Source organism: Stenotrophomonas sp. GD04145, from assembly GCF_029835135.1.
Taxonomy (GTDB): domain Bacteria; phylum Pseudomonadota; class Gammaproteobacteria; order Xanthomonadales; family Xanthomonadaceae; genus Stenotrophomonas; species Stenotrophomonas maltophilia_P.
This window is the reverse complement of the sequence record NZ_JAODZG010000005.1, coordinates 45,134-67,581: the sequence shown is the minus strand read 5'-3', so window position 1 is coordinate 67,581 and position 22,448 is coordinate 45,134. Positions and strand designations below refer to the sequence as shown.

The following is a 22,448-nucleotide window of genomic DNA, read 5'->3' as shown; positions in this document are numbered from 1 at the left end:
GGCATCGTGCGCCCACATTGCGGCGGTAGCGCCGGGCCATGCCCGGCGGCCTGTTCGCGCAATCGACGCGTCGTCAAGAGCTTGTCGCCTCCCCCTGCCCTCGCTACCCTGACCGGGCATTCCAGCGCTTCCCGACCCCGGCGACGAACTCCCGTCGGCACCCGGGGCCCCCGCGCTCCAACCTGGTCCGGCATGTCCAACTCCCGCTTCGTACATCTCCACGTCCACACCGAGTTCTCGCTGGCGGACTCGACCATCCGTGTGCCGGCCAAGCCGGACCAGGCCGACCCGAAGAAGGCCAAGCAGGCCAACCTGCTGTCACGCTCGGTCGAGCTGGGCCTGCCCGCGCTGGCGGTGACCGACCTCAACAATCTGTTCGCCCTGATCAAGTTCTACAAGGCAGCCGAAGGCGTGGGCATCAAGCCGATCGCCGGCGCCGACGTGATGATCGCCGAGGAGGGCCAGGACCCGTGGCGGATGACCCTGCTCTGCCGCGACCGCGAAGGTTACCTGAGCCTGTCACGGCTGCTGACCCGTGCCTGGATGGAGGGCCATCGTCCGGAAGGCGGCGTCGCCGTGCATCCGGACTGGTTGAAGGCGGGCAACGCCAACCTGTTCGCGCTGGCCGGGCGCGAGAGCCTGGCCGGGCGCCTGGCGCTGGACGGCAAGCACGACCTTGCCGAGCAGCATCTGGCCGACTGGCAGCGGGTGTTCGGCGATGGCCTGCACCTGGAGCTGACCCGCACCGGCCGCGATGGCGAGGAGGCCTTCAACCGCTTCGCGCTGATGGCCGCCGGCCAGCGCGGCCTGCCGGTGGTGGCCAGCAACGATGTGCGCTTCCTTGCACCGTCGGACTTCAGCGCGCATGAGGCACGTGTGTGCATCTCGACCGGCCGCGTGCTGGACGATCCCAAGCGGCCGCGCGAGTACAGTGACCAGCAGTACCTGAAGTCGGCCGAGGAGATGTGCGCGCTGTTCGCCGACATCCCCGATGCGATCGACAACACGCTGGCGCTGGCCGAGCGCTGCAACATCGAGATGCGGCTGGGCACCTACTTCCTGCCCAACTACCCGGTGCCGGACGACGAGACCCTGGATACCTGGATCCAGAAGATGTCGCGCGACGGCCTGGAAGAACGCCTGCAGAAGAATCCGCTGGCGCCGGGCAAGACCCGCGAGGAGTACTTCGAGCGCCTCGAATTCGAGCTCGATACCATCATCAAGATGGGTTTCCCCGGCTACTTCCTGATCGTGGCCGACTTCATCCAGTGGGGCAAGAACCAGGGCATCCCGATCGGCCCGGGCCGTGGTTCCGGTGCCGGTTCGCTGGTGGCGTGGGCGCTGAAGATCACCGACCTGGATCCGCTGCCCTACAACCTGCTGTTCGAGCGCTTCCTGAATCCGGAACGCGTGTCGATGCCCGACTTCGACATCGATTTCTGCATGGACCGCCGCGACGAAGTGATCGACTACGTCGCGCGCAAATACGGGCGCGAACGCGTCAGCCAGATCATCACCTACGGCACCATGGCCGCCAAGGCCGTGGTGCGCGATTCCGGCCGTGTGCTCGGTTTCCCCTATGGCCTGGTTGACGGCGTCTCCAAGCTGATCCCGAACATCCTCGGCATCCACCTGAAGGATGCGCTCGGCAAGGGCAAGGAAGGCCCGGGCTCGGAGATGGCATCGGCCGAGCTGATCCAGCGTTACGAAACCGAAGACGATGTCCGTGACCTGATCGATCTGGCGCTGCAGCTGGAAGACCTCACCCGCAACGCCGGCAAGCACGCCGGTGGCGTGGTGATCGGCCCCGAGCCGCTGAGCGAGTTCTGCCCGCTGTACGCCGAACACGACGAGAACGGCATCGGCAAGAACCCGGTCACCCAGTTCGACAAGAACGACGTGGAAGAAGTGGGCCTGGTGAAGTTCGACTTCCTTGGCCTGCGCACGCTGACCATCATCGACTGGGCGGTGAAGGCGATCAACAAGCGCCACGCGCGCGCCGGCATTCCGCCGGTGGACATCGCGGCGATCCCGCTGGACGACGCGCCGACCTACAAGGACATCTTCGCCAACGGCAACACCGGTGCGGTCTTCCAGTTCGAATCCTCCGGCATGCGCCGCCTGCTGAAGGACGCACGCCCCGACCGTTTCGAAGACCTGATCGCGCTGGTGTCGCTGTACCGCCCCGGCCCGATGGACCTGATTCCGTCCTTCAACGCGCGCAAGCACGGGCAGGAAGAAATCATCTATCCCGATCCGCGCACCGAAGCCATCCTCAAGGACACCTACGGCATCATGGTGTACCAGGAGCAGGTGATGCAGATGGCGCAGATCGTCGGCGGCTACTCGCTGGGTGGCGCCGACCTGCTGCGCCGTGCGATGGGCAAGAAGGTGCCGGCCGAAATGGCCAAGCACCGCGAGATCTTCCGCGAGGGCGCGGCCAAGGGCGGCGTCGACGGCCCCAAGGCCGACGAGATCTTCGACCTGATGGAGAAGTTCGCCGGCTACGGCTTCAACAAGTCGCACGCCGCTGCCTACGCGCTGGTCAGTTACCAGACCGCGTGGCTCAAGCGCCATTACCCGGCCGAGTTCATGGCGGCCACGCTGTCTTCGGACATGGACAACACCGACAAGGTGGTCGGCTTCCTCGACGAGGTGCGCAACCTCGGCCTGACCGTGCTGCCGCCGAAGGTGAACCAGTCCGCCTTCATGTTCGAGGCAGCCACGCCGGACACCATCCAGTACGGCCTGGGTGCGATCAAGGGTGTCGGCCAGGGTGCCTGCGAAGCGGTGGTGGACGAGCGGCTGCGGGGCGGAAACTACACCGACCTGCTCGATTTCTGTACCCGCGTCGGCTCGGCCAAGCTCAACCGGCGCACCCTGGAAGCGATGATCAACTGCGGCGCACTGGATGAGCTGGGCCGCAACCGCGCCTCGCTGATGCTGCAGCTGCCGGAAGTGATCAAGGCCACCGAGCAGATGGCACGCGAGCGCGCCTCCGGGCAGAACTCGCTGTTCGGTGGGCCGGACCCGAGCGCGGCGACGATCCAGCTGGACCTGCCGGAGGCCGAAGAGTGGCCCCTGCTGCAGCGCCTGAACGGCGAGCGCGACACGCTGGGCTTCTACCTCAGCGGCCATCCATTCGATCCGTGGCGCGACGACGTGCGCGATCTGGTCGGCAACGATCTGGGCGCGGTGGAAAAGATCTGGAGCGCCAACAGCGGCGGTGGTGGTGGCGGTGAGAAGCGGTGGCGGCCGGAAGTGCAGACCGTGCTGGCCGGCCAGGTGGTCGGCGTTCGCCGCAAGGGCGAAAGCCAGATCTTCATCCAGCTCGAGGACGGGCGTGGACGCGTGGAGTGCAGCGCGTTCTCCGACACCCTGGCCGAGTTCGGCCACCTGATGACCAAGGACCGCATCCTGGTGGTCAAGGGCGGCCTGCGTGAAGACGAATTCAACGGTGGCTACGCCCTGCGCATCCGCCAGTGCTGGGATTTCGATGAGGTCTGCGCCAACTACGCTACGCGCCTGTCGCTGCGGCTGGACCTGCGCCAGCAGCGGCCGGTGTGGGAGCGCATCGATGCCCTGCTCGACCGCCATCGCCCCGGCCGCACGCCCCTGCGCCTGGACCTGCTGCTGAAGGGCCCGCACGGTGGCATCGCCGGCATGCTCGACGTGTCCGGACAGAGCGCCGTGCGCATCGACTCGAAGCTGATGGAAGCGCTGCGCGCCGACCCGGCCGTGCGCACCCTGAAGGTGCGCTACAGCCCGCCCTGGGCCAGCTGATCCCGCCCCGCCAGGTCCCGCGTCCAGCCGGCGCGGCCAAGGCAGCGCGCTGCCTGCCGGCCAGCCCCTCCGTACGCTCCAGACAGGGGCGTACGGGGAATTTCACCGGGTTCGGCTACACTTTCCTCCTTCTTTACACGACGGCTTCCGATGAATCCGAACTACCTCGACTTCGAGCAACCCATCGCCGACCTGGAAGCGAAGATCCAGGAGCTGCGCAACGCCAGTGCCGGTCCGGCGGTCAATGTCGAGGCCGAAGTGCACGCGCTGCAGGACAAGCTGCGCATGCGTACCGCACAGATCTTCCGCAACCTGACCTCCTGGCAGGTGCTGCAGCTGGCCCGCCACCCGTCGCGGCCCTACACCGCCGATTACATCCGCATCATCTTCGATGAGTTCCAGGAACTGGCCGGTGATCGCGCCTTTGCCGACGACAAGGCCATCATGGGCGGCCTGGCCCGCATCAATGGCCGCGCGGTGATGGTCATCGGCCACCAGAAGGGCCGCGACACCAAGGAGAAGATCAAGCGCAACTTCGGCATGCCCAAGCCCGAGGGCTACCGCAAGGCGCTGCGCCTGATGAAGATGGCCGAGCGTTTCGGCCTGCCGGTGCTGACCCTGATCGACACCGCCGGCGCCTGGCCGGGCATCGACGCCGAATCGCGCGGCCAGTCCGAAGCGATCGCGCGCAACCTGATGGAAATGGCCGAACTGAAGGTGCCGGTGATCTGCACCGTGATCGGCGAAGGCGGCTCGGGCGGCGCGCTGGCACTGGGCGTGGGCGACCGCACCGTGATGCTGGAGTACGCGGTGTATTCGACCATTACCCCGGAAGGCTGCGCCTCGATCCTGTGGAAGGACGCCGGCAAGGCCAAGGACGCGGCCGAACAGCTGGGCCTGACCGCCCCGCGCCTGAAGAGCCTGGGCCTGGTCGACAAGGTCGTGCGCGAGCCGACCGGCGGCGCCCACCGCAACCCGACGCAGATGGCCCGGCGCCTGAAGGCCGTGCTGCTGAACGAGCTGGACGCGCTGGACAAGCTGTCCACCGGGGAACTGCTGGAACAGCGCTACAAGCGCCTGCGCAGCTACGGCACCTACGAGGCCGCGTAATCGCTGCTTCGGCTGCACGGTAACGCCTGAAGCCGGGCAATGCCCGGCTCCAGAGGTGCCACATCCGTGTGGCGATACGTCCCTGTTCCTGTGCGTACGGACCCGCCGTACGCCGATCTGCTTACCAGTTGTAGGACATGCCCAGCGTGGCGCTAACTTCGCGGTAGCCGGAGTCACCGCGGCTCACGTCCAGACCGCCCCAGCCCGTCCAGCCCTTGGCGAATTCCACCCGCGCGCCTGCACCCAGCGCGTAGCGGTTGCGCGGCGCGTCGCTGTCCATGGCCACGTCATCGAACGCCATGCCACCCGTGCGGGCGTCGCGATACCAGTTGGCGGTCAGGTACGGGGTCACCACGGCGCCATGCGTGCCGGTCGATTCCGCTTCCAGGCGCAGGCCGAGGCGGCCGGACAGGCCACTTTCGCCCAGGCCACGCACCACGGTGCCGTTCTGCTCGGTATGTCGATCCGTGCTGACGTTGGTGTAGACCAGCTGCAGCTCCGGCTGCAGGCTGACCCTGCTGTCGCCCAGCGTGCCGACGCCGAAGCGGTAACCCGCCTCCAGCGAACCCTGCCACAGGTCGCTGTCGTAGCGCTCGGCAGCCAGGCCATCGCCTTCCACCCGGTTGTTGAAGCGGCCGTGCTGCACCCAGCTGTCCACATAGGCACGACCAGTGTTCCAGCTGCCGTACACCCCTGCGGCCACGCCGGCGACCTTGCCGCGTGCCGCAAAGCCGGTCAGCGCCGAGGTGCTGGTGCTGTCGGCACGCCCACTACCGAGCATCACGCCCAGGCGGCCACGCCCTTCATCGAACAGCCCCACGTCTGCGCCCACCTGCACCACATGGCGCTGCGTGCGCAGGTCCAGCTGCTCCTGCATGGCCCCCAGGCGCGCCTGCTGGCTGTCCACGCGTGCCCAGCCGTGCACACCCTCGGCAACGGCCGCATTGCCGTCGCGATCACTGCGCTGCAGGCGGAACAACTGCCCTGCGGCGTACTGGTTGGCCAGGTACGCGCCGGTCTCCGGGCGCAGCACCGGCTTCGGATCGGGATTGATCGGACCGGTCGGGTCACAGTCGGGCAGCGACGGATCCAGGTCACAGGGATCCGGCGGCGTCACCGGCAGTTCCGAACGCAAGTACCAGTTGCCGTCGGCCTCATCCTTGAACAGGAAGTACTCGTACTGCCCGCCGACCGCACGGCCGACCAGGTCGAACTGGGCGTCGGACGCGCCGTTGATCTCGATCAGCTCGATGCCCTTGTCGGTCTGCGCGCCCTGGCCGCCGGCATTGAGCACGCGCACATTGGCCTGCCCGGTCGCATCACCGGCGATCACCAGGCGGTCGGTCTGCGAGTCGTCCTCGCCAAGCACCGTGTTGAACACCAGCGTGCCGCCGTTACCAACGAACTCGTCCAGGGACAGCGTATTGAAACCGCCCGCACCATCGCCCAGCTTGACCATGCTGCCCGCATCCAGCTGCAGACGGCCGACACTGCTGTCGCCGGTCAGCTGCCAGGTGCTCTGCTCACCCACCGCCACCGAGCTCGCATCGACGATGCGGCCGATCAGCGTGGCGCGGTTGCGCAGCGAGACATCCAGCTGGCCCGTGTAGGAGGCGCGATCGGCAATGATGTCGCCGGTCAGCGCCGCGTTCTCCACGTTGAAGCGCACAGCAACGTTGCCGACCTGCCCCTCCTCGCCATGCTTGACCAGCAGCAGCGTGCCATCGCCGGCAATCAGGCGCGCACCGTTGCGGATGTTGATCTCGGCTGATTCGCCGTCGACGTCGGCATCGGGACTGCCCCAGTCGACATCGGGATTGACCCAGATCGCCGGGCCGGTCTGCGACTCCAGGGTGGAATTGTCGACGTTCAATACCAGGTTGTCCGCACCCCGATATTCGAAGTACATGACGGCGCCGTTGCGGCTGGCCCGGATCGTCGAACCGTTGACGATGTCAGCCCTGCCCGCGCCCATACTCAGACCGATGTTGTGGTACCAGGCAGTGCTGTCGCGGTGCGCCACCGCCAGGTGGGAGTTGTCCATCAGAAGGTACACGTCGCCCTGTCCACCGCGGAATTCCGGGTACAAGGCGATGGCACCACCGATGGAATCGATCCGCGTGTTGTAGAGGCGTGCCGACGAATCGACCGAGATGTTGAACTGGGTCATGCCCAGGTCGATGCGGCTGTTGCGCGCGATCAGGCTGGAACCCGATTGCACGTGAATGTTCTGATTGGCATTGCGGACCAGCACATCCGCACGCGTGAGCACGACGTTGGAGCCGTAGGTCGCATTGATGCCGTAAGTGGACGCGTCGGTCACCGTCAGGTTGGACCCATTGGTCACCTGCCATGCCTCGATCGGATCCCCCTGCACCACCTCGTGGTCCTCGCCGTTGAGGTTGCCGGCAGAAGCGTGCTGGGCCAACGGCAGGGCCAGTGCCAGCAGCAGGCATTGCGAGAGCGGACGCAACGCAAGAGAACGCCCGCGTGCAGCGGAACGATGGGTGTATTTCATGACGGATCTCCAGAGGGGGGCACGTAGGCGGCACAGCGTGCGTGCAGTACCTCGCAATCCAGCCTGTGCCCACGTGGAGCGATGGCGGGACTGCTGCAGGCAGCCGCTGTGTCGAAGGCGCGCAGTATCTGGAGACGCACGGGCGGGGCCCATGCAATTTGTTGCAAGGCGCGCCGCGCCGCTTGTCAGGTTACGCGGCGATTCATCTGGAGGTGCGCGATGTGCGCCGGCTCAGAAGGGTTTGGCCAGCACCAGCCAGACGATCGGAATGAAGGCCAGCAGCGGGATTTCGTTGATCCAGCGCAGCGCGCGCGAGGACGGCAGAGGCCGGCCCTTGGCGACGCCCTTGAGCAGGCGGCCGGTCCAGCCGAAGTAGACCAGCAGCAGCACCACCAGGCCGAGCTTGGCATGCAGCCAGCCGGCACCGCCCGGCGCGACCATCGTCGGGAAGTCCGGAATGACCCGGTAGCCCAACCACAACACCAGTCCCAGGACGAAGGCCAGGCCGAACATCGAGTGGCCGAAACGGTACAGACGCAGGCCCATCAGCTGCAGGCGCTCGACCACCGCGGATTGTCCCGCCGCCTCGGCCAGGTTCACCAGGATGCGCGGCAGATAGAACACCGTCGCCATCCACGCCACCACGAACACGATGTGGAAGGTCTTGACCCAGTAGTAGCTCTGCATGCGCTCGCTCCAGCGGCTGGCGTAGGTGGCGGCCATTCTCGCATGGCGAGCCGGTGTACCGGCTGCGGTCGGCGCGACCGATCGACGCACGGCGAGCGGCAACGCCGTACGATAGGCACCGTTTTCAACGAAACCTCCTTCTGCGTGGACAAGACCTACGACGCCGCCTACTTCCAGCGCTGGTACCGCCGGGCCGACATCGGCGGCAGCGCCCGCCTCGCCCGCAAGGTGGCATTGGCGGTGGCCAGTGCCGAGTACTACCTGGAGCGGCCGATCCGCAGCGTGCTGGACATCGGCTGCGGCGAGGGGGCCTGGCGCGCGCCGCTGCGGAAACTGCGTCCGAAGGTCGAGTATCTGGGCTTCGACAGCAGCGAGTACGCTGTGCGTCGCTATGGCCGGACCCGCAACCTGCATCTGGCCCGCTTCGGCGACTTCGCCTGGCTGCGGCCGTGCGCGCCGGTGGACCTGCTGGTCTGCTCGGACGTGATGCATTACGTGCCCGACCGCGAGCTGCGCGCCGGCCTGGCGGGCGTGGCCGAGCTGACCGGCGGCATCGCGTTCCTGGAGACCTTCGCAGCCGAGGACGCGTTCGAGGGCGACCACGAGGGCTTCCAGGCCCGCCCGGCAGGCTGGTATCGCCGGACGCTGGCCCGGCACGGCCTGCAGCCGGCAGGGTCGCACTGCTGGCTCGGCCCCGCCCTGGCAGGCGATGCGGCCGCGCTGGAACGGATGTGAATCCGGATTCATTATTTTGAGCCAACTTAACCTGCGGGACACCCGGATGGGATATGCTGCGCGGCAACATATGACCATACATATTCGGTCGTCATGCTCTATCAACTGCACGAACTGACCCGCAACCTGCTCGCCCCCTGGGTGCACCAGGCCCAGGCCAACGCCAAGTTCTTCGCCAATCCCGGCCACTGGTGGTCGCAGATGCCGGGTGCCGAACGCCTGGCGGCGGTCAACGAACTGTTCCATCGCATCGGCAAGGATTACGAGAAGCCCGAGTGGGGCATCAACGAAATCGAGGTCGAAGGCGAGCGCGTGCCGATCGTCGTGCACGAGGAAGTGAGCAAGCCGTTCTGCAAGCTGCTGCGCTTCAAGCGTCACAGCAACGAAGCCGACCAGCTGCACACCATGCTCAACCAGCCCTTCGTGCTGGTGGTGGCGCCGCTGTCCGGCCATCACGCCACGCTGCTGCGCGATACCGTGCGCACGCTGCTGCGCGACCATCGTGTCTACGTCACCGACTGGGTCGATGCGCGCATGGTTGCGGCCAGCGAAGGTGATTTCGGCCTGGACGACTACATCGCCTACATCCAGGAGTTCATCCGCCACCTTGGCGTCGAGCGCCTGCACGTGGTCAGCGTGTGCCAGCCGACCGTACCGGTGCTGGCCGCGGTGTCACTGATGGCCAGCCGTGGCGAGCCCACCCCGCGCACGCTGGTGATGATGGGCGGTCCGATCGACGCACGCTGCAGCCCCACCGCGGTGAACAATCTGGCGACCCAGAACCCGCTGTCCTGGTTCGAGAACAACGTCATCCACAGCGTGCCGGCCGGCTACCCCGGTGCAGGCCGTCGCGTGTACCCGGGTTTCCTGCAGCACGCCGGCTTCCTGTCGATGAATCCCAGCCGCCATTTCAGCTCGCACTGGGACTTCTACGCCGACCTGGTCAAGGGTGATCTGGAAGACGCCGACGCGCACCGCCGCTTCTATGATGAGTACAACGCGGTGCTGGACATGCCTGCCAGGTACTACCTGGACACCATCCGCGTGGTCTTCCAGGACTTCCTGCTGCCGCGCGGAGAGTGGGTGGTCAACGGCGAAAAGGTCGACCCTTCGGCGATCCGCGATACCGCGCTGCTGAGCATCGAAGGCGAACTGGACGATATCGCGGGCCTCGGCCAGACCGAAGCTGCGCAGGCGCTGTGTACGGGCATCCCGGCCGAGCGCCGCGAGCATTTCATCGTCGAAGGCGCCGGCCATTACGGCATCTTCAGCGGCCGCCGCTGGCGCGAGGTGGTGTACCCGAAGGTACGCGACTTCTTCGCGGCGCACGCAGAAGCGCCAGCGGCAAAAGCGAAGAAGAAGAGCAACGTCACCCCGCTGCGCCGCAAGGCGGGCTGACCCTGCGCCGGGGGTCGGTTCCCTTTCCAACGGAAAGGGCTCTGACCCCGGCACCCCGCTCGAACGGAGTCAGGGCCCTGTTCTGCGAACAGGGATCCGACCCCTCGTCGCTTACAGGCGCACCAGCAGGTTCTTGGCGATCAGGCCATGCAGCTTGCCGATGCCGCGTGCCAGGTGCAGCGTCAGCAGCAGCAGCAGGGCACCCGCCGCGGCGACCACGATCCCGACCAGCGGCGAGGCAGCCATCGGCAGCACGTTCACGCCATCAACGTACACGCCCGGGATTTCCCCGCTGAAGATCGCTGCCACCGGCGCCCAGATCAGTCCCAGCGACAGCGACAGCAGCGTCACCGCGATGGTGAAGTAGACGATGCCCAAGGGCAGCATCAGCACGAAGTACAACAGGGTCAGCCAGGTGCGGCCGTCCGTGAACATGTCGCCGATACGCTGCAGCCAACTGCGGCTGCGGTCGGTGTAGCGCGGCCGCCGCGGCATGCGCTCGCCCAGCAGCGCCTCGACCAGGCGCCCCTCCAGCAGTGCCAGCCCGCGCACCGAACCGAAGAACAGCACGGTCAACGGCACGCCGATGATCAGGATCAGCAGGCCCAGCGACAGCGACAGGCCGGTCACCACCCAGGTGAAGAAGAAGATGCCGGTGGCCAGCGACAGCAGCATGTAGAACAGCGCGCCATAGGTGTGCGGATCGGCCACCACGCCAAAGAAGCGCGACAGCAGCGAGCGCGGCACCGGCACCGGCGGTGCCGCGGCCGGTTCCACACCACTGGCCTCGGCTGCCACACGCAGCACCGGCGCGGTGTCGGCGCGCGGCGTGCGCAATGCGCGGTTCACGGTGACTTCCGTTTCGCGGTAGATCTCCGCCACTTCATCCGGCGCACCGTAGCTGCCGGCCACATCGGCAATCACCTCCGCCTCGCTGCGACCGGGCTGGGCGGCCAGCTCGGAACGCAGGTATTCCTCGGCGTCATACAGCGCGTCCTGCACCATCGCCGGATCGGCGCCCTGCAGCGCCTCGCGCAGCTGCGCCAGGTACTGCGGGATGGTGGTCGGCAGGGCGCGGCCTGCCAGGCTCGGGTCGTTCATTGCGGTACCCCCTCCAACACGGAATCGACGGAATCACGGGTGGCCTGCCAGGCCTGGCGCCACTGCGCCAGCACTTCGCGGCCACGGTCATTGATGCGGTAGTAGCGCCGGGGCGGCCCGCTGCTGGAGGGCTCGACATGGCTCTCCAGCAGGCCGCCGTTCTCCAGGTTGCGCAGCACCGGGTACAGCGCGCTCTGCTTGCCACTCAGCACGCCCTCGCCCACGCGCTCCAGCTCCTTGGCGATGAGGTACCCGTACAGCGGCTCGCCGGTACGGGCCAGCACCGCCAGCAGGGCCAGCGACACGGTTCCGGCGCTGAGCTCCTTCTGGAACTTCTTCAGGTGGATGTCGTCTTCCGACATGCCCGGCCCTCCACTACGTTGAAGTCCACAGTAGTGCGAAGTTCGGTATAGCGAATGTGTCGTTAGTCATCCTGCCGGTTGGCGTGGCCCTGCGGCTCGCGCAGAATCGAGGGCTCGTTCATGTTCCGGGGTTTCCATGCCGCACCGTCGTCGCCTTGCCCTGACCGCCCTCGCCCTGGCCTGCCTGTTGCCCTCGCTGGCCAGCGCAGCGACGCCCTACCGCAGCCCGCAGCAGATCCTTGACGCCTCGGCCGCCAGCGATTGGCGCACCCCCGACCCGGCCAACCTGCTGTACATGGATCTGCCTGCCGGCCGGGTGATCATCGAACTGGCGCCCCAGTTCGCACCACGCCATGTCGCCAACATCCAGACGTTCGCCCACGAGCACTTCTGGGACGGCACCAGCATCTACCGTTCCCAGGACAACTTCGTCGTGCAGTTCGGCGATGCCGACGCCGATGACCCGGCCAGGGCCAAACCGTTCGGCAGCGCCGCGCGCAAGCTCCCGGCCGAGTTCGAGCGTGCCAGCGCCGGCCTGAAGGTGAGCGTGCTGCCGGACCGCGATGGCTGGGCGGCGCAGACCGGTTTCGTCGATGGCTTCCCGGTCGGACAGGATCCGCAGGCCGGCAAGGCCTGGCTGGCGCACTGCTACGGCATGCTGGGGGCCGGTCGCAACAACGACGAGGACAGCAGCATCGGTGCCGAACTGTACGTGGTGACCGGGCAGTCGCCACGTCAGCTGGACCGCAACATCACCCTGGTCGGTCGCGTCCTGAAGGGCATGGAACTGCTCAGCGCGATCCCGCGCGGCCCGGCGCCGATGGGCTTCTATGAAGACCCGAAGCTGCGCACGCCAATCATTTCGATCCGCCGTGCCAGCGACGTGGCGGCCGCCGAACGCACGCCGATCCAGGTGTTGCGTACTGATTCGAAGACTTTCGCCGATACGGTGGAGGCGCGGCGCAATCGCGTGGATGATTTCTACAAGCGTCCGGCGGGGCATATCGATCTGTGCAATGTTCCGGTGCCGGTGCGGTGATGGGTTCCTGCACGTGACGCGTGCTGAAGGTGCTTCACTGTTCATGGGCGTCACTTTTCTTTGTACGCAAAGAAAAGTAACCAAAAGAAACGTTCCGCCGACCGCGAGCCGATGCGCGTTGCGCATCGGTACCCTGCGCTCCTCGGCCCGTCGAGGGACGGCGCGGGAACTCGCTGCGCTCAGACACCCGCGCCTCTTCGCCCTCGCCGGACCTGCGGTGCTCGGCTCGCTCAAGGCGGACCCAGATCAAAGTCCACAGCTGCACCCAGCAGATCCACGTCAAGCGTGGATGCTGTTGCTGTTGCTGTTGCTGTTGCTGTCGCTGTTGCTGGTGATCTTGACCTTCAGTCCGCCTTGAGCGAGCCGAGCATCGCAGGGGAATCAGGGGCGGAGAGGTGCCGATGTCTGAGCGCAGCGAGTTCGGCACCGTCCCCTGATTCACCGAGAAGCGCAGGGGACCGACGTGCGAAGCACGGCGGCTCGCGGCTTGGCGGCGCGTTTCTTTTGGTTACTTTTCTTTTCGCGCGAAAAGAAAAGTAACGCCCATGAACAGTGAAGCACCTTCAGCACGCGCCACGCGCAAAACGCCAACGCCTCAGCCCTTCTGACTCACCGCCACGCTACCCAGAATCAACGCACCCGCAATCAGCATCTGCAGCGTCACCGGCTCACCCAGGAACAACCACGCGAACGCCGCACCGAACAGTGGAATCAGGTAGGTCACCGTGGATGCACGCGACGGGCCGATGCGGCCGATCAGACGGTAGAACATCAGGAACGCCAGCCCGGTGCAGGCCACGCCCAAGGCAATCGCCGCGCCCCACGCCTTGAGCGGAATCGCGGCCTGCGGCCAATGGCTCACCGCCATCGGCAGCATCCACAGCGAGGCGCAGGACAGCGTCGCCGCCGCCGCGGCAGCAGACGGCAGGCCCGCCATGTGCCGCTTCACCAGGTTCACCCCCAGTCCGTACAGCAGCGATGCCGCGGCGCCGGCCAGCACGGCCGTGCCGATGCCCAGGCCCGAGACCTTGGCCGTCGCCAGCACCACCACGCCGGCAAAGCCGACCAGCAACGCACCCGCGCGACGCACACCGATCTTCTCGCCGAAGAACAGGAAGGCGATGAGCGCGGCGAACAGGACCGTCATCGCATTGCAGATCGCACCGATCGCCGCCGGTGCGTGCTCGGCGGCGTAGGCGAACAGCACGAACGGCAACGCCGAGTTGACCAGGCCGATCGGCGCCAGCCACAGCCAGCGCCGCGGCGGGAACTGCGCCCGCGCGCGCCACAGGAACGGCAGCAGTACCAGTGCCCCCAGCAGCAGACGCACCTCGACCAGGGCGAACGGGCCGAACGATGGCACCGCCACCCGCATGAACAGGAACGAGCACCCCCAGATGGCGCCCAGCAGGGTCAACTCCAGCGGCGTGCGCCAGTCGCGCTCGGCCGCCTGTGGGACCGCATTCATGCCCTGCCTCCGTCCATCATCCACTCCTCGGTTGGTACAACAGGATCAGACGCAGACGCCCGCCGCACAAGCGCGTAGTATCGCTGCCAGCCACAAATATCGTTTGAGGCTGGACATGCAGCTACGCCCTTCCCTGCTCCCTGCCCTGGCCGTGTTCGCGGTCGCCGCGCGCCACCAGAACTTCGCCCAGGCCGCGCAGGAACTGCACCTGACCGCCAGCGCGGTCAGCCACCATGTCCGCCGCCTGGAAGAGGTACTGGAAACCCGCCTGTTCCTGCGCCATGCCCGCGGCGTGCGGCTGACCGCCGAAGGCCGGCAACTGGCCGACGCGGCCAGTGCGGCGTTCACCGATGTCGCCGCCGTCGCCCACAATCTGCATCCGGATGCGGACAGTGTGCCGCTGCGCATCACCACCCTGCGCTCCCTGTCGTACTGCTGGCTGCTGCCACGCCTGCCGCGCTTCACCCAGGCGCATCCGCACATCCGGGTGGAACTGCACACCGGCAGCGGCCTGGACCGCTACGACGACAACGGACCGGAGGTCGGCATCCGCTATGGCCTGGGCCAGTGGCCGGGGCTGCATGCGCAACACCTGATGGACGACAGCCTGTTCCCGGTCGCCTCGCCGGCGCTGCCGGGCGTGGAAGCCCTGCACGATCCGGCGCGCATCGCCGAACTGCCGCTGCTGACCGATCTCTCGCCGCAGGGCTGGCGCGACTGGTTCCGTCATGCGGCCGTACGCCCGCCCTCGCCGCTGCCGCCGATGCACACCTTCGCCGACAGCACCGATGCGATGCGGGCCGCGGTGTATGGCATGGGCGCGGTGCTGGCGCGCACCCACATCGCCCAACCCTACCTGCAGCGCTACGAGGTGGTGCGGCTGCCTGGGCCCGCCCTGAAGGCCCGCTATGCGTATTACGTGGTGCATGCCGAAGGCCAGCCGCCCAGCCCTGCCGCACGCCTGTTCATCGATTGGCTGCTGGCCCAGGCACAGGACGACCGCACACCGATCCCGGCACTGCCCGACAGTCTGCTCGGCCGCGCGCCCACGCCCGGCTGACCAGGCCCTCACCCGGTCTTTGCCCATCGCTGGCTACGCTGCGGATACCTCCACAACGACCTGCATCTGCCATGGCCCTGCTGCGAATGCGCATTACTGGAACCGAAGACGACGCCCGTGCGATCAGCGACCTGCTGCTGGGCCTGGAAGGCATCGAACATGTCGAGGAAACCGACGATCTGATGCCACACATGGACGACGATGACTCCAGTTCGGCAGGACTGTCCGATGACATCGGTCCGGGCATCCACGAACTGGAGGTGGAGGTGGGCAACGAAAGCACCGCGCAGAAGGTTCGTGACGCGGTGCAGGAGCTTGCGCTGGAGCTGGACGTGTTCGTCGAATACGAGACCGACGAAGGCTGAGCATCGCCGGGCGTGGCCCGGCGAACCCGCGCGTTACGGCGTCCGACGGCGGCGACGCAACCCCGCCCTCACACCCCATCCTGCGATCAATGCCAGTACCGCGACCGGCAGCAATGCAGCCGCCGCACGGATCAGGAAGGCGATACTGGTACTGAGGATGCTGCCCGACTCGCTCAGCGCATCGCCGATCTCGCTGCGGCCGCGCTCGCCGGAGGTGGTACCGAAGTGCAGCGTCAGCAGCTGCGTATCGATGCGGCGACGCTGCTGCGCGGCGTCCTTGCTGGCCTGCTCCACCCCCGCCTCGATCTCCGACAGGCGCGTGCTGATCGCCAGCAGATCCTCGATCTTCAGACCGCCACGGTCCTGGTAGGCGAGCAGGCGTGCGTGTTCCTTCTCCAACCGTGCCTTGGTCAACGCGGTATCGGCCACCTGCTGTGCAAGATCCTCGGCGCGGGTGGTGCGCGACTGCAGTGTGCCGCCCTCGCCCGCCAGGCCGATCAGGGGCTCCACGCCCTTCGGCGCGATGCGCACCCGGACCTCGCCGCTGGGTGAATCGCCACTGCGCTGGTCCACCTGCAGCACCGCACAGTCACCGAACTTCGCACTCTGGCAGGCCTGCGCGACCTGCTGGATGCGCGGCGCGATCGCTTCCGCGTCCAGCTGTACCTGCACGTCGTGTTCATAGGCCAGGAAGGCGCCTTCGGGCGACGCCACGGCTTCGGCTGTGGCACCACCGGCGCCGGCCGCGTGCTCCACCTTCGCGCAGGCCGCCAGGGCCAGCACGAGTGCCGGCACGGTCAATGCGCCCACCCATCCATGCCGGACCGTCACGCTGCGGCTCCGTCGTAGGAGGTCACCGACAGGCCGGCCAGGTCGACCTGCGGCAGGCAGCGCACGTTGACCGCCACCATGGCCGCACCGCTGCGCGGATCCACGGCCTCGCTGTACGGTGCAGTGCCGCACTCGCGGCAATGGTGGTGGTCGATGTGGTGCCTGTTGAACTGGTAGGTGGCCACATCGGCTGGATCGGTCTGCAGCTGGAATGCCTCGCGCGGCGCAAACCACAGCAGGCTGCCGCGGCGGCGGCACATCGAGCAGTTGCAGTCGATGACGTCGCTGATCGGGGCCTCGGCCTGCACCGTGAATGCGATCCTGCCGCAATGGCAGCTTCCCTGGTATTCCATGTCCTTTTCTCCGCTGGCGGGTCCGTGTAGGTGCCAATGGTAATCCTATGGCACGGGGACAAAGCAGCCCTGGCGGCCTATGCTCGGGGTTTGACCCCGTACAGGAATGCCGATGCGCCCGCATCTTCTTGCCCTCGCCCTGGTCGCCGCCCTCGCCGGCTGCCAGCAGGCCGACGCCCCGACCGCCGGTTCCACCTCCGCCGCCAGCCAGCAGGCCGGTGACGCGGCAGCCGATGCGGCCTTTGCCGATCTGTCCAAGCGCGCCCTGGACACCTGGATGCAGTTCTCCCCGGTCAGCGCCACCCAGATCGGCGACCACCGCTACGACAGCGAGATCGACGACCTGAGTGCGGCCGGCCAGCAGAAGACTGTCGCCGCCTACAAGGCATTGCTGGGCGAGCTGGACAGGATCGACGTGGCCAAGCTGGGCCGGGAGAACCAGGTCGATGCCGCCATCCTGCGCAACCAGCTGCAGTCGGAAATCTGGAACGCCGAAGTGCTGCAGTCCGGCAAGTGGGATCCGCAGCTGTACAACGGCATCGCCGGCAGCGCGATCTACGGCCTGATGGCACGCGAGTTCGCGCCGCTGCCGGAACGGCTGAAGTCGGCCACCGCGCGCATGGAAAAGCTGCCGGCGATCTTCGCCCAGGCCCGCGAGAACCTCGATCCGGCGCGTGTGCCGAAGATCCATGCCGAGACGGTGGCCAAGCAGAACAAGGGCATTCTCAGCATCGTCGATACCTTCATCACCCCGCATATCGGCGAACTGCCGCAGGCCGACCAGCAGCGCCTGCAGGCCGCCATCGATGGCCTGAAGAAGGCCGTGGACGAGCAGCAGACCTGGCTGGACAAGACCCTCGTGCCGAACGCGAAGGGTGATTTCCGCATCGGTGCGGAGAAGTACGACCAGAAGCTCAAGTTCGCCCTCAGTTCTTCGCTGTCGCGGCAGGAGATCGGTGAGCGCGCGCGTGCCGAGCTCAAGCGCGTGCGCGAAGACATGTACGGCATCGCGCAGACGGTGCTGAAGGACAAGCCGGGCGCGCCGGAGATGCCGGCGCAGCCGACCGACGAGCAGCAGCAGAAGGCCATCGAGGCCGCGCTGGAACTGGCCTACGCCGACAAGCCGGCACGTGACAAGGTGGTCGACGACGCCAAGGCCGCGCTGGACCAGTCCACCGCGTTCGTGCGCGAGCACGACCTGATGACGCTGCCGGATGCGCCGGTGGACATCATCCTGATGCCGGAATTCCAGCGTGGCGTGGCCGTGGCCTACTGCGATTCGCCGGGCCCGCTGGACAAGAACCTGAAGACCTTCTACGCGGTGTCGCCGATTCCCGACGACTGGAACGACAAGCAGGTCGATTCCTTCCTGCGTGAGTACAACTCGCGCATGATCCACCTGCTGAGCATCCATGAGGGCACGCCGGGCCATTACCTGGAAGGCTGGCATTCGGCCAAGTTCCCCTCGACCCTGCGCGCGGTACTGCGGTCGGGCCTGTTCGCCGAAGGCTGGGCGGTCTACACCGAGCGCATGATGCAGGAGCAGGGTTACCTCGACAACGATCCGCTGTTCCACCTGGTGCAGCTGAAGTTCTACCTGCGCACGATCTCCAACGCCATCCTCGACCAGGGCGTGCACGTGGACAACTGGGATCGCGAGAAGGCGATGCACCTGATGACCCACGACGCGTTCCAGCAGGAGAGCGAAGCGGCCGGCAAGTGGGTGCGCGCGCAGCTGACCTCGGCGCAGCTGCCGACCTACTTCGTGGGCGCGCAGGAGCACTTCGACACCCGCAAGGCGATGCAGGACAAGCTGGGCGACACGTTCAACCTGAAGGCCTACCACGACCAGATGCTGTCCTACGGCGCACCGCCGGTGCGCTTCGCCCGCCAGCTGATGCTGGATCAGCCGATCGAGTAAGCGGCTGCGCTGGATGTGGATGATGAACGGCCCGGGCAACCGGGCCGTTCTTCTTTGCGCCGCATCCACGCCCTGCGCGGAACGGCCGCAGCCGAAACGGCTACTGGTCGGCCGCCACGAACCCGCCGGTCTGCCGTGCCCACAGCCGCGCATACAGACCACCGGCCGCGATCAGCTCGGCATGGCTGCCGGTTTCCACGATCCGGCCGTGGTCCATGACCACCAGCCGATCCATGCGCGCGATGGTCGACAGCCGATGCGCGATCGCGATCACCGTCTTGCCTCCCATCAATTCGTCCAGGCTGTCCTGGATCGCGGCTTCCACTTCCGAATCCAGCGCCGACGTCGCCTCGTCCAGCACCAGGATCGGCGCGTCCTTCAGCAGCACGCGGGCAATGGCGATTCGCTGGCGCTGGCCGCCGGACAGCTTCACCCCACGCTCGCCGACATGTGCGTCGTAGCCACGGCGCCCCTGCCCGTCCACCAGCGTGTCGATGAACGCTTCCGCACGCGCCTTGGCGACCGCAGCACGCAACTGATCATCGGTGGCATCCGGGCGCCCGTACAGCAGGTTGTCGCGGATCGAGCGGTGCAGCAGCGAGGTGTCCTGGGTCACTACGCCGATCTGTTGGCGCAGGCTCTCCTGTGTGACATGCGCGATGTCCTGGCCGTCGATCAGGATGCGGCCGCTTTCCAGGTCATACAGCCGCAGCAGCACATTGACCAGGGTCGACTTGCCGGCACCGGAGGGCCCGACCAGGCCGATCTTCTCGCCCGGCTTCACCACCAGGTCAAGGCCGGCGATCACGCCGCCCTTCTTGCCGTAGTGGAAATGGACATCCTGGAAGTGCACGCCGCCCTGGGTGACCTGCAGCGGCACGGCGTCCTCACGGTCCTGCACGGTGAGCGGCTGGGCGATGGTGGTGATGCCGTCCTGCACCGTACCGATGTCCTCGAAGATGCCGTTGATGGTCCACATGATCCAGCCCGACATGTTGTGGATGCGGATGACCAGGCCCGTCGCCAAGGTGATCGCGCCGACGGTGATGTGGCCACCGTTCCACAGCCACAGTGCCAGGCCACAGGTCCCGGCGATCAGGAAGCCGTTGACGATGGCGATGGCCAGGTCCATGCCGGTCGTCACCCGGGTCTGCGCGCGGTGCTTGACCGCCAGCTCCTGGATCGACTCGGCCACGTAGGCCTGCTCGCGGCCGCCATGGGCGAACAGCTTCAGCGTAGGAATGTTGGTGTAGCCATCGACGATGCGACCCATCGCCTTGGAGCGTGCTTCCGAGGCGATCCATGCCCGCTCCTTCGCGCGCGGCACGAAGTAGACCATGATCACTGCATAGGCAATCAGCCACAGCAGCAACGGCATCATCAATCGCCAGTCGGCCTGTGCGAACAGATACAGCGCGGTGCCGGTATAGACCACGATGTACCAGAGCGAGTCGACCATCTGCACAGCGGATTCGCGCAGCGACGTGCCGGTCTGCATCACCCGGTTGGCGACGCTGCCTGCGAAGTCGTTCTGGAAGAAGCTCAGGCTCTGACGTACCACGTAGTTGTGCATCAACCAGCGCGAACGATTGCTCAGGCCTGGCACGATGGCCTGGTTGACCAGCAGGTTGTGCAGGCCGACCAGCACCGGGCGCGCGATCACGGTGATGAACAGCATCCAGCCCAGCTCATTGGCGTGACGTTTGAAAAAGCCGGCACCGGGCTGCTCGGCGACCATGTCGACGATGCGGCCCAGGTAATCGAACATCGCCACTTCCACCAGCGCCAGCAGCAGGCCAGCGATCAGCGTGGCCAACAGCACCGGCCACACCGGCCGGAGGTAGTGCAGGTAGAACGGCAGCACCCTGCGCGGCGGCATGCGCCCGTCCACGGGCGGGAACACCGGAATCAGGGATTCAAACCAACGGAACATCGCATTCCCTCGCCTCTTGCAACCGACGGAGTATCCCATGCCGGATGTGTACGCCAACCGACGATGCCCGGTGCCGTTAGCGCCGGCCCGTGTTCGCCGGGCATGGCCCGGCGCTACCGATCATGCGGCGTCAGTTGACTACCCGTCGCGGTAGCGCCGGGCCCTGCCCGGCGGCGTCAGTTGACCGGGGTGAACAGCAGGTCCTGGAAGTCGAAGCTGAAATCGGTCAGGTCGGAGATCGGCTGCATGCGCACCTCGCGCACCTTGCCATCCGGGTCGAGACTGATGTTCACGAAGGCATCGGCATTGAGCGAACGGTCGTCCCAGCGCACGATGAAGGTGTCGTGCTGCCAGTGCTCCAGCCGGCCGCTCAGCTGCGCGGTCTTCATGAAGCGCAGGCGCAGCCCCTTGCCTTCCGTGCTGATCTGCATGTCGCCATACCAGCGGTCGCGGAAGGTGCCGGTGTAACCGGCCAGCGGCAGCGAGGGAGTGCTGCCCCTGACACGCGCTGCCTGGTGCTTGGCCCAGGCCTCATCGGCCTTGTCCTGGCCCTTGGCCACGGCCTTGGCATAGGCGTCCACCCAGTCGTGCTTCTCCGCACCCAGATAGGCATCGAGCACGCTCAGCGTGATCGCGTTGAACGCAGCGCCCACTTCCTGGTTGGTCAGCACCACGACCCCCAGCTTCTCGCCCGGCACCAGCGTCAGCCGCGAGACCATGCCCGGCCAGCCACCGGTGTGCCAGACCAGCTTCTGCCCGCGGTAATCGCTCAGGCTCCAGCCTTCGCCGTAACCGGCGAAGTTCGGCCGCGCCGCTGCCAGCTCCGGCACGCTCGGCGCCGGAATCGACTGCGGCGTGATCATGCGCCACATCTGCTGCTGGCTCTTCGCGGTGAACAGCGGGCTGCCATCGGCCAGCGCGCCCTCGGCCAGCTGCACCTGCATCCAGCGCGCCATGTCGTGCGCGCTGGAATAGATGCCGCCGGCCCCGGCATTGTTCGACCAGGTCAGCGGTGCGACGGTGCGCAGATCCTTGAAATCGTACTTGGCGTGTCCGACGGCCGCCTTGTCGCCGGGCCGCAGGTGGTCGGCGTTGTAGCGCGTGCCCGCCATGCCCACCTTGTCGAAAATGCGGGTCTGCAGGAACTGCTGGTAGCTCATGCCGGAAACGTGCTCGATCACCTGCTGGGCGACGGCGTACAGGATGTTGTCGTAGGCATAGCTCTCGCGGAATCCCCCTTTCAACGGCACCTTGCCCAGCCGCTCCACCACTTCGGCATTGCTGTAGGCGGTGGCCGGCCAGAACAGCAGGTCGCCCGCGCCCAGGCTGAGGCCGCTGCGATGCGAGAGCAGGTCACGGATCGTCATCTGCCCGGTCACGAACGGATCGGACATGCGGAACGACGGCAGGTGGTCAATCACCTTGTCGTCCATCTTCAGCTTGCCGTCCTCGGCCAGCAGGTTCAGCGAGGTGGCGGTGAACGCTTTGGTATTGGAGGCGATCGCGAACAGGGTATCGGCCTGCACAGGATCCGGCCTGCCCTGCTCACGCACGCCCCAGCCGCGTTCCAGCACCACCTTGCCGTCCTTGACCACGGCAACGGCGATGCCCGGCACGTCGAACTGCGCACGCACGCGCTCGACGGTCGCATCCAGATCCTGCAGCTGCGGGGGCGTTGCAGCATTCGCCATGGTCGTGCAGGCCAGCAGCACGGCTCCTCCAATCCAGGTATTCATCCAGAACCATCTCCGAGCAGGGGTCGCGGCCATGTGCAGGCCATCACC

Annotated in this window: 18 protein-coding genes; 9 read left to right on the top strand and 9 right to left on the bottom strand. The window is 66.8% G+C overall.

The genetic code is table 11. The annotated features are described in order from the left end of the window. Window positions 1-192: 192 nt before the first annotated feature. Both dnaE and N7367_RS04455 read left to right on the top strand, forming a co-directional pair. A complete protein-coding gene (dnaE, locus tag N7367_RS04460; RefSeq protein ID WP_065181172.1) occupies window positions 193-3,783 on the top strand; it encodes a DNA polymerase III subunit alpha in 3,591 nt (1,196 codons plus the stop codon). A gap of 150 nt (window positions 3,784-3,933) precedes the next feature. Next, on the top strand, window positions 3,934-4,893 hold the full coding sequence (locus N7367_RS04455; RefSeq protein WP_053519898.1) for an acetyl-CoA carboxylase carboxyltransferase subunit alpha: 960 nt from the start codon (window positions 3,934-3,936) through the stop codon (window positions 4,891-4,893). A gap of 121 nt (window positions 4,894-5,014) precedes the next feature. On the opposite strand, the gene N7367_RS04450 is transcribed toward N7367_RS04455, so the two are convergent. Continuing rightward, window positions 5,015-7,411: an autotransporter outer membrane beta-barrel domain-containing protein gene (locus N7367_RS04450; protein ID WP_279941820.1), complete on the bottom strand. Its 2,397-nt coding sequence runs from the start codon at window positions 7,409-7,411 to the stop codon at window positions 5,015-5,017. Window positions 7,412-7,642: 231 nt separating this feature from the next. After that, window positions 7,643-8,098 (bottom strand): CopD family protein, encoded by a 456-nt coding sequence (locus N7367_RS04445; protein ID WP_065181382.1) that lies wholly within the window; start codon window positions 8,096-8,098, stop codon window positions 7,643-7,645. A gap of 144 nt (window positions 8,099-8,242) precedes the next feature. Here N7367_RS04445 and N7367_RS04440 point away from each other — a divergent pair, with 144 nt between their 5' ends. Further along, window positions 8,243-8,833: a class I SAM-dependent methyltransferase gene (locus N7367_RS04440; protein WP_065181170.1), complete on the top strand. Its 591-nt coding sequence runs from the start codon at window positions 8,243-8,245 to the stop codon at window positions 8,831-8,833. A gap of 93 nt (window positions 8,834-8,926) precedes the next feature. Beyond that, a complete protein-coding gene (gene phaZ, locus N7367_RS04435) occupies window positions 8,927-10,231 on the top strand; it encodes a polyhydroxyalkanoate depolymerase (protein ID WP_053519900.1) in 1,305 nt (434 codons plus the stop codon). 111 nt (window positions 10,232-10,342) lie between these two features. On the opposite strand, the gene N7367_RS04430 is transcribed toward phaZ, so the two are convergent. Both N7367_RS04430 and N7367_RS04425 read right to left on the bottom strand, forming a co-directional pair. Further along, window positions 10,343-11,332 (bottom strand): sensor domain-containing protein, encoded by a 990-nt coding sequence (locus N7367_RS04430; RefSeq protein WP_053519901.1) that lies wholly within the window; start codon window positions 11,330-11,332, stop codon window positions 10,343-10,345. Continuing rightward, a complete protein-coding gene (locus N7367_RS04425; RefSeq protein ID WP_053519902.1) occupies window positions 11,329-11,694 on the bottom strand; it encodes a PadR family transcriptional regulator in 366 nt (121 codons plus the stop codon). Before N7367_RS04425 ends, N7367_RS04430 begins: the two co-directional genes overlap by 4 nt. Window positions 11,695-11,830: 136 nt before the next feature. Between N7367_RS04425 and N7367_RS04420 the strand changes: the two genes are divergently transcribed. Beyond that, on the top strand, window positions 11,831-12,733 hold the full coding sequence (locus N7367_RS04420; protein WP_065181169.1) for a peptidylprolyl isomerase: 903 nt from the start codon (window positions 11,831-11,833) through the stop codon (window positions 12,731-12,733). A 13-nt stretch (window positions 12,734-12,746) separates the two neighbouring features. Further along, window positions 12,747-13,091: a hypothetical protein gene (locus N7367_RS04415; RefSeq protein WP_279941819.1), complete on the top strand. Its 345-nt coding sequence runs from the start codon at window positions 12,747-12,749 to the stop codon at window positions 13,089-13,091. Between the two features lie 237 nt (window positions 13,092-13,328). Here the strand turns inward: N7367_RS04415 and N7367_RS04410 are convergent, their stop codons facing one another. Then, window positions 13,329-14,201: a DMT family transporter gene (locus tag N7367_RS04410; RefSeq protein ID WP_065174688.1), complete on the bottom strand. Its 873-nt coding sequence runs from the start codon at window positions 14,199-14,201 to the stop codon at window positions 13,329-13,331. Between the two features lie 115 nt (window positions 14,202-14,316). Between N7367_RS04410 and N7367_RS04405 the strand changes: the two genes are divergently transcribed. Then, window positions 14,317-15,261, top strand: a complete 945-nt coding sequence (locus N7367_RS04405) for a LysR substrate-binding domain-containing protein (protein WP_279941818.1) — start codon at window positions 14,317-14,319, stop codon at window positions 15,259-15,261. A gap of 71 nt (window positions 15,262-15,332) precedes the next feature. Continuing rightward, a complete protein-coding gene (locus tag N7367_RS04400) occupies window positions 15,333-15,626 on the top strand; it encodes a hypothetical protein (protein WP_053518791.1) in 294 nt (97 codons plus the stop codon). A gap of 33 nt (window positions 15,627-15,659) precedes the next feature. On the opposite strand, the gene N7367_RS04395 is transcribed toward N7367_RS04400, so the two are convergent. Continuing rightward, complete coding sequence (locus N7367_RS04395; protein WP_279941816.1) at window positions 15,660-16,457, bottom strand: DUF4349 domain-containing protein; 798 nt, start codon at window positions 16,455-16,457, stop codon at window positions 15,660-15,662. After that, window positions 16,454-16,810 carry a GFA family protein gene (locus N7367_RS04390; RefSeq protein ID WP_053518787.1) on the bottom strand — a complete coding sequence of 119 codons (357 nt, stop codon included), beginning with the start codon at window positions 16,808-16,810 and terminating at the stop codon, window positions 16,454-16,456. Before N7367_RS04390 ends, N7367_RS04395 begins: the two co-directional genes overlap by 4 nt. Before the next feature lie 112 nt (window positions 16,811-16,922). Here N7367_RS04390 and N7367_RS04385 point away from each other — a divergent pair, with 112 nt between their 5' ends. Further along, window positions 16,923-18,731 carry a DUF885 domain-containing protein gene (locus tag N7367_RS04385; RefSeq protein WP_279941815.1) on the top strand — a complete coding sequence of 603 codons (1,809 nt, stop codon included), beginning with the start codon at window positions 16,923-16,925 and terminating at the stop codon, window positions 18,729-18,731. 100 nt (window positions 18,732-18,831) lie between these two features. On the opposite strand, the gene smrA is transcribed toward N7367_RS04385, so the two are convergent. Continuing rightward, window positions 18,832-20,664 carry a multidrug efflux ABC transporter SmrA gene (smrA, locus tag N7367_RS04380; protein ID WP_065181166.1) on the bottom strand — a complete coding sequence of 611 codons (1,833 nt, stop codon included), beginning with the start codon at window positions 20,662-20,664 and terminating at the stop codon, window positions 18,832-18,834. 176 nt (window positions 20,665-20,840) lie between these two features. Beyond that, window positions 20,841-22,400 carry a serine hydrolase gene (locus N7367_RS04375; protein WP_065181165.1) on the bottom strand — a complete coding sequence of 520 codons (1,560 nt, stop codon included), beginning with the start codon at window positions 22,398-22,400 and terminating at the stop codon, window positions 20,841-20,843. Window positions 22,401-22,448 lie beyond the last annotated feature (48 nt).

Coding starts and splice junctions, on each gene's coding strand:
- N7367_RS04450 (WP_279941820.1), bottom strand. CDS start 7,411: ATGAAATACACCCATCGTTCCGCTGCACGCGGGCGTTCTCTTGCGTTG.
- N7367_RS04405 (WP_279941818.1), top strand. CDS start 14,317: ATGCAGCTACGCCCTTCCCTGCTCCCTGCCCTGGCCGTGTTCGCGGTC.
- dnaE (WP_065181172.1), top strand. CDS start 193: ATGTCCAACTCCCGCTTCGTACATCTCCACGTCCACACCGAGTTCTCG.
- N7367_RS04455 (WP_053519898.1), top strand. CDS start 3,934: ATGAATCCGAACTACCTCGACTTCGAGCAACCCATCGCCGACCTGGAA.
- N7367_RS04425 (WP_053519902.1), bottom strand. CDS start 11,694: ATGTCGGAAGACGACATCCACCTGAAGAAGTTCCAGAAGGAGCTCAGC.
- N7367_RS04400 (WP_053518791.1), top strand. CDS start 15,333: ATGGCCCTGCTGCGAATGCGCATTACTGGAACCGAAGACGACGCCCGT.
- N7367_RS04420 (WP_065181169.1), top strand. CDS start 11,831: ATGCCGCACCGTCGTCGCCTTGCCCTGACCGCCCTCGCCCTGGCCTGC.
- N7367_RS04375 (WP_065181165.1), bottom strand. CDS start 22,400: ATGAATACCTGGATTGGAGGAGCCGTGCTGCTGGCCTGCACGACCATG.
- N7367_RS04445 (WP_065181382.1), bottom strand. CDS start 8,098: ATGCAGAGCTACTACTGGGTCAAGACCTTCCACATCGTGTTCGTGGTG.
- N7367_RS04385 (WP_279941815.1), top strand. CDS start 16,923: ATGCGCCCGCATCTTCTTGCCCTCGCCCTGGTCGCCGCCCTCGCCGGC.
- N7367_RS04410 (WP_065174688.1), bottom strand. CDS start 14,201: ATGAATGCGGTCCCACAGGCGGCCGAGCGCGACTGGCGCACGCCGCTG.
- smrA (WP_065181166.1), bottom strand. CDS start 20,664: ATGTTCCGTTGGTTTGAATCCCTGATTCCGGTGTTCCCGCCCGTGGAC.
- phaZ (WP_053519900.1), top strand. CDS start 8,927: ATGCTCTATCAACTGCACGAACTGACCCGCAACCTGCTCGCCCCCTGG.
- N7367_RS04430 (WP_053519901.1), bottom strand. CDS start 11,332: ATGAACGACCCGAGCCTGGCAGGCCGCGCCCTGCCGACCACCATCCCG.
- N7367_RS04390 (WP_053518787.1), bottom strand. CDS start 16,810: ATGGAATACCAGGGAAGCTGCCATTGCGGCAGGATCGCATTCACGGTG.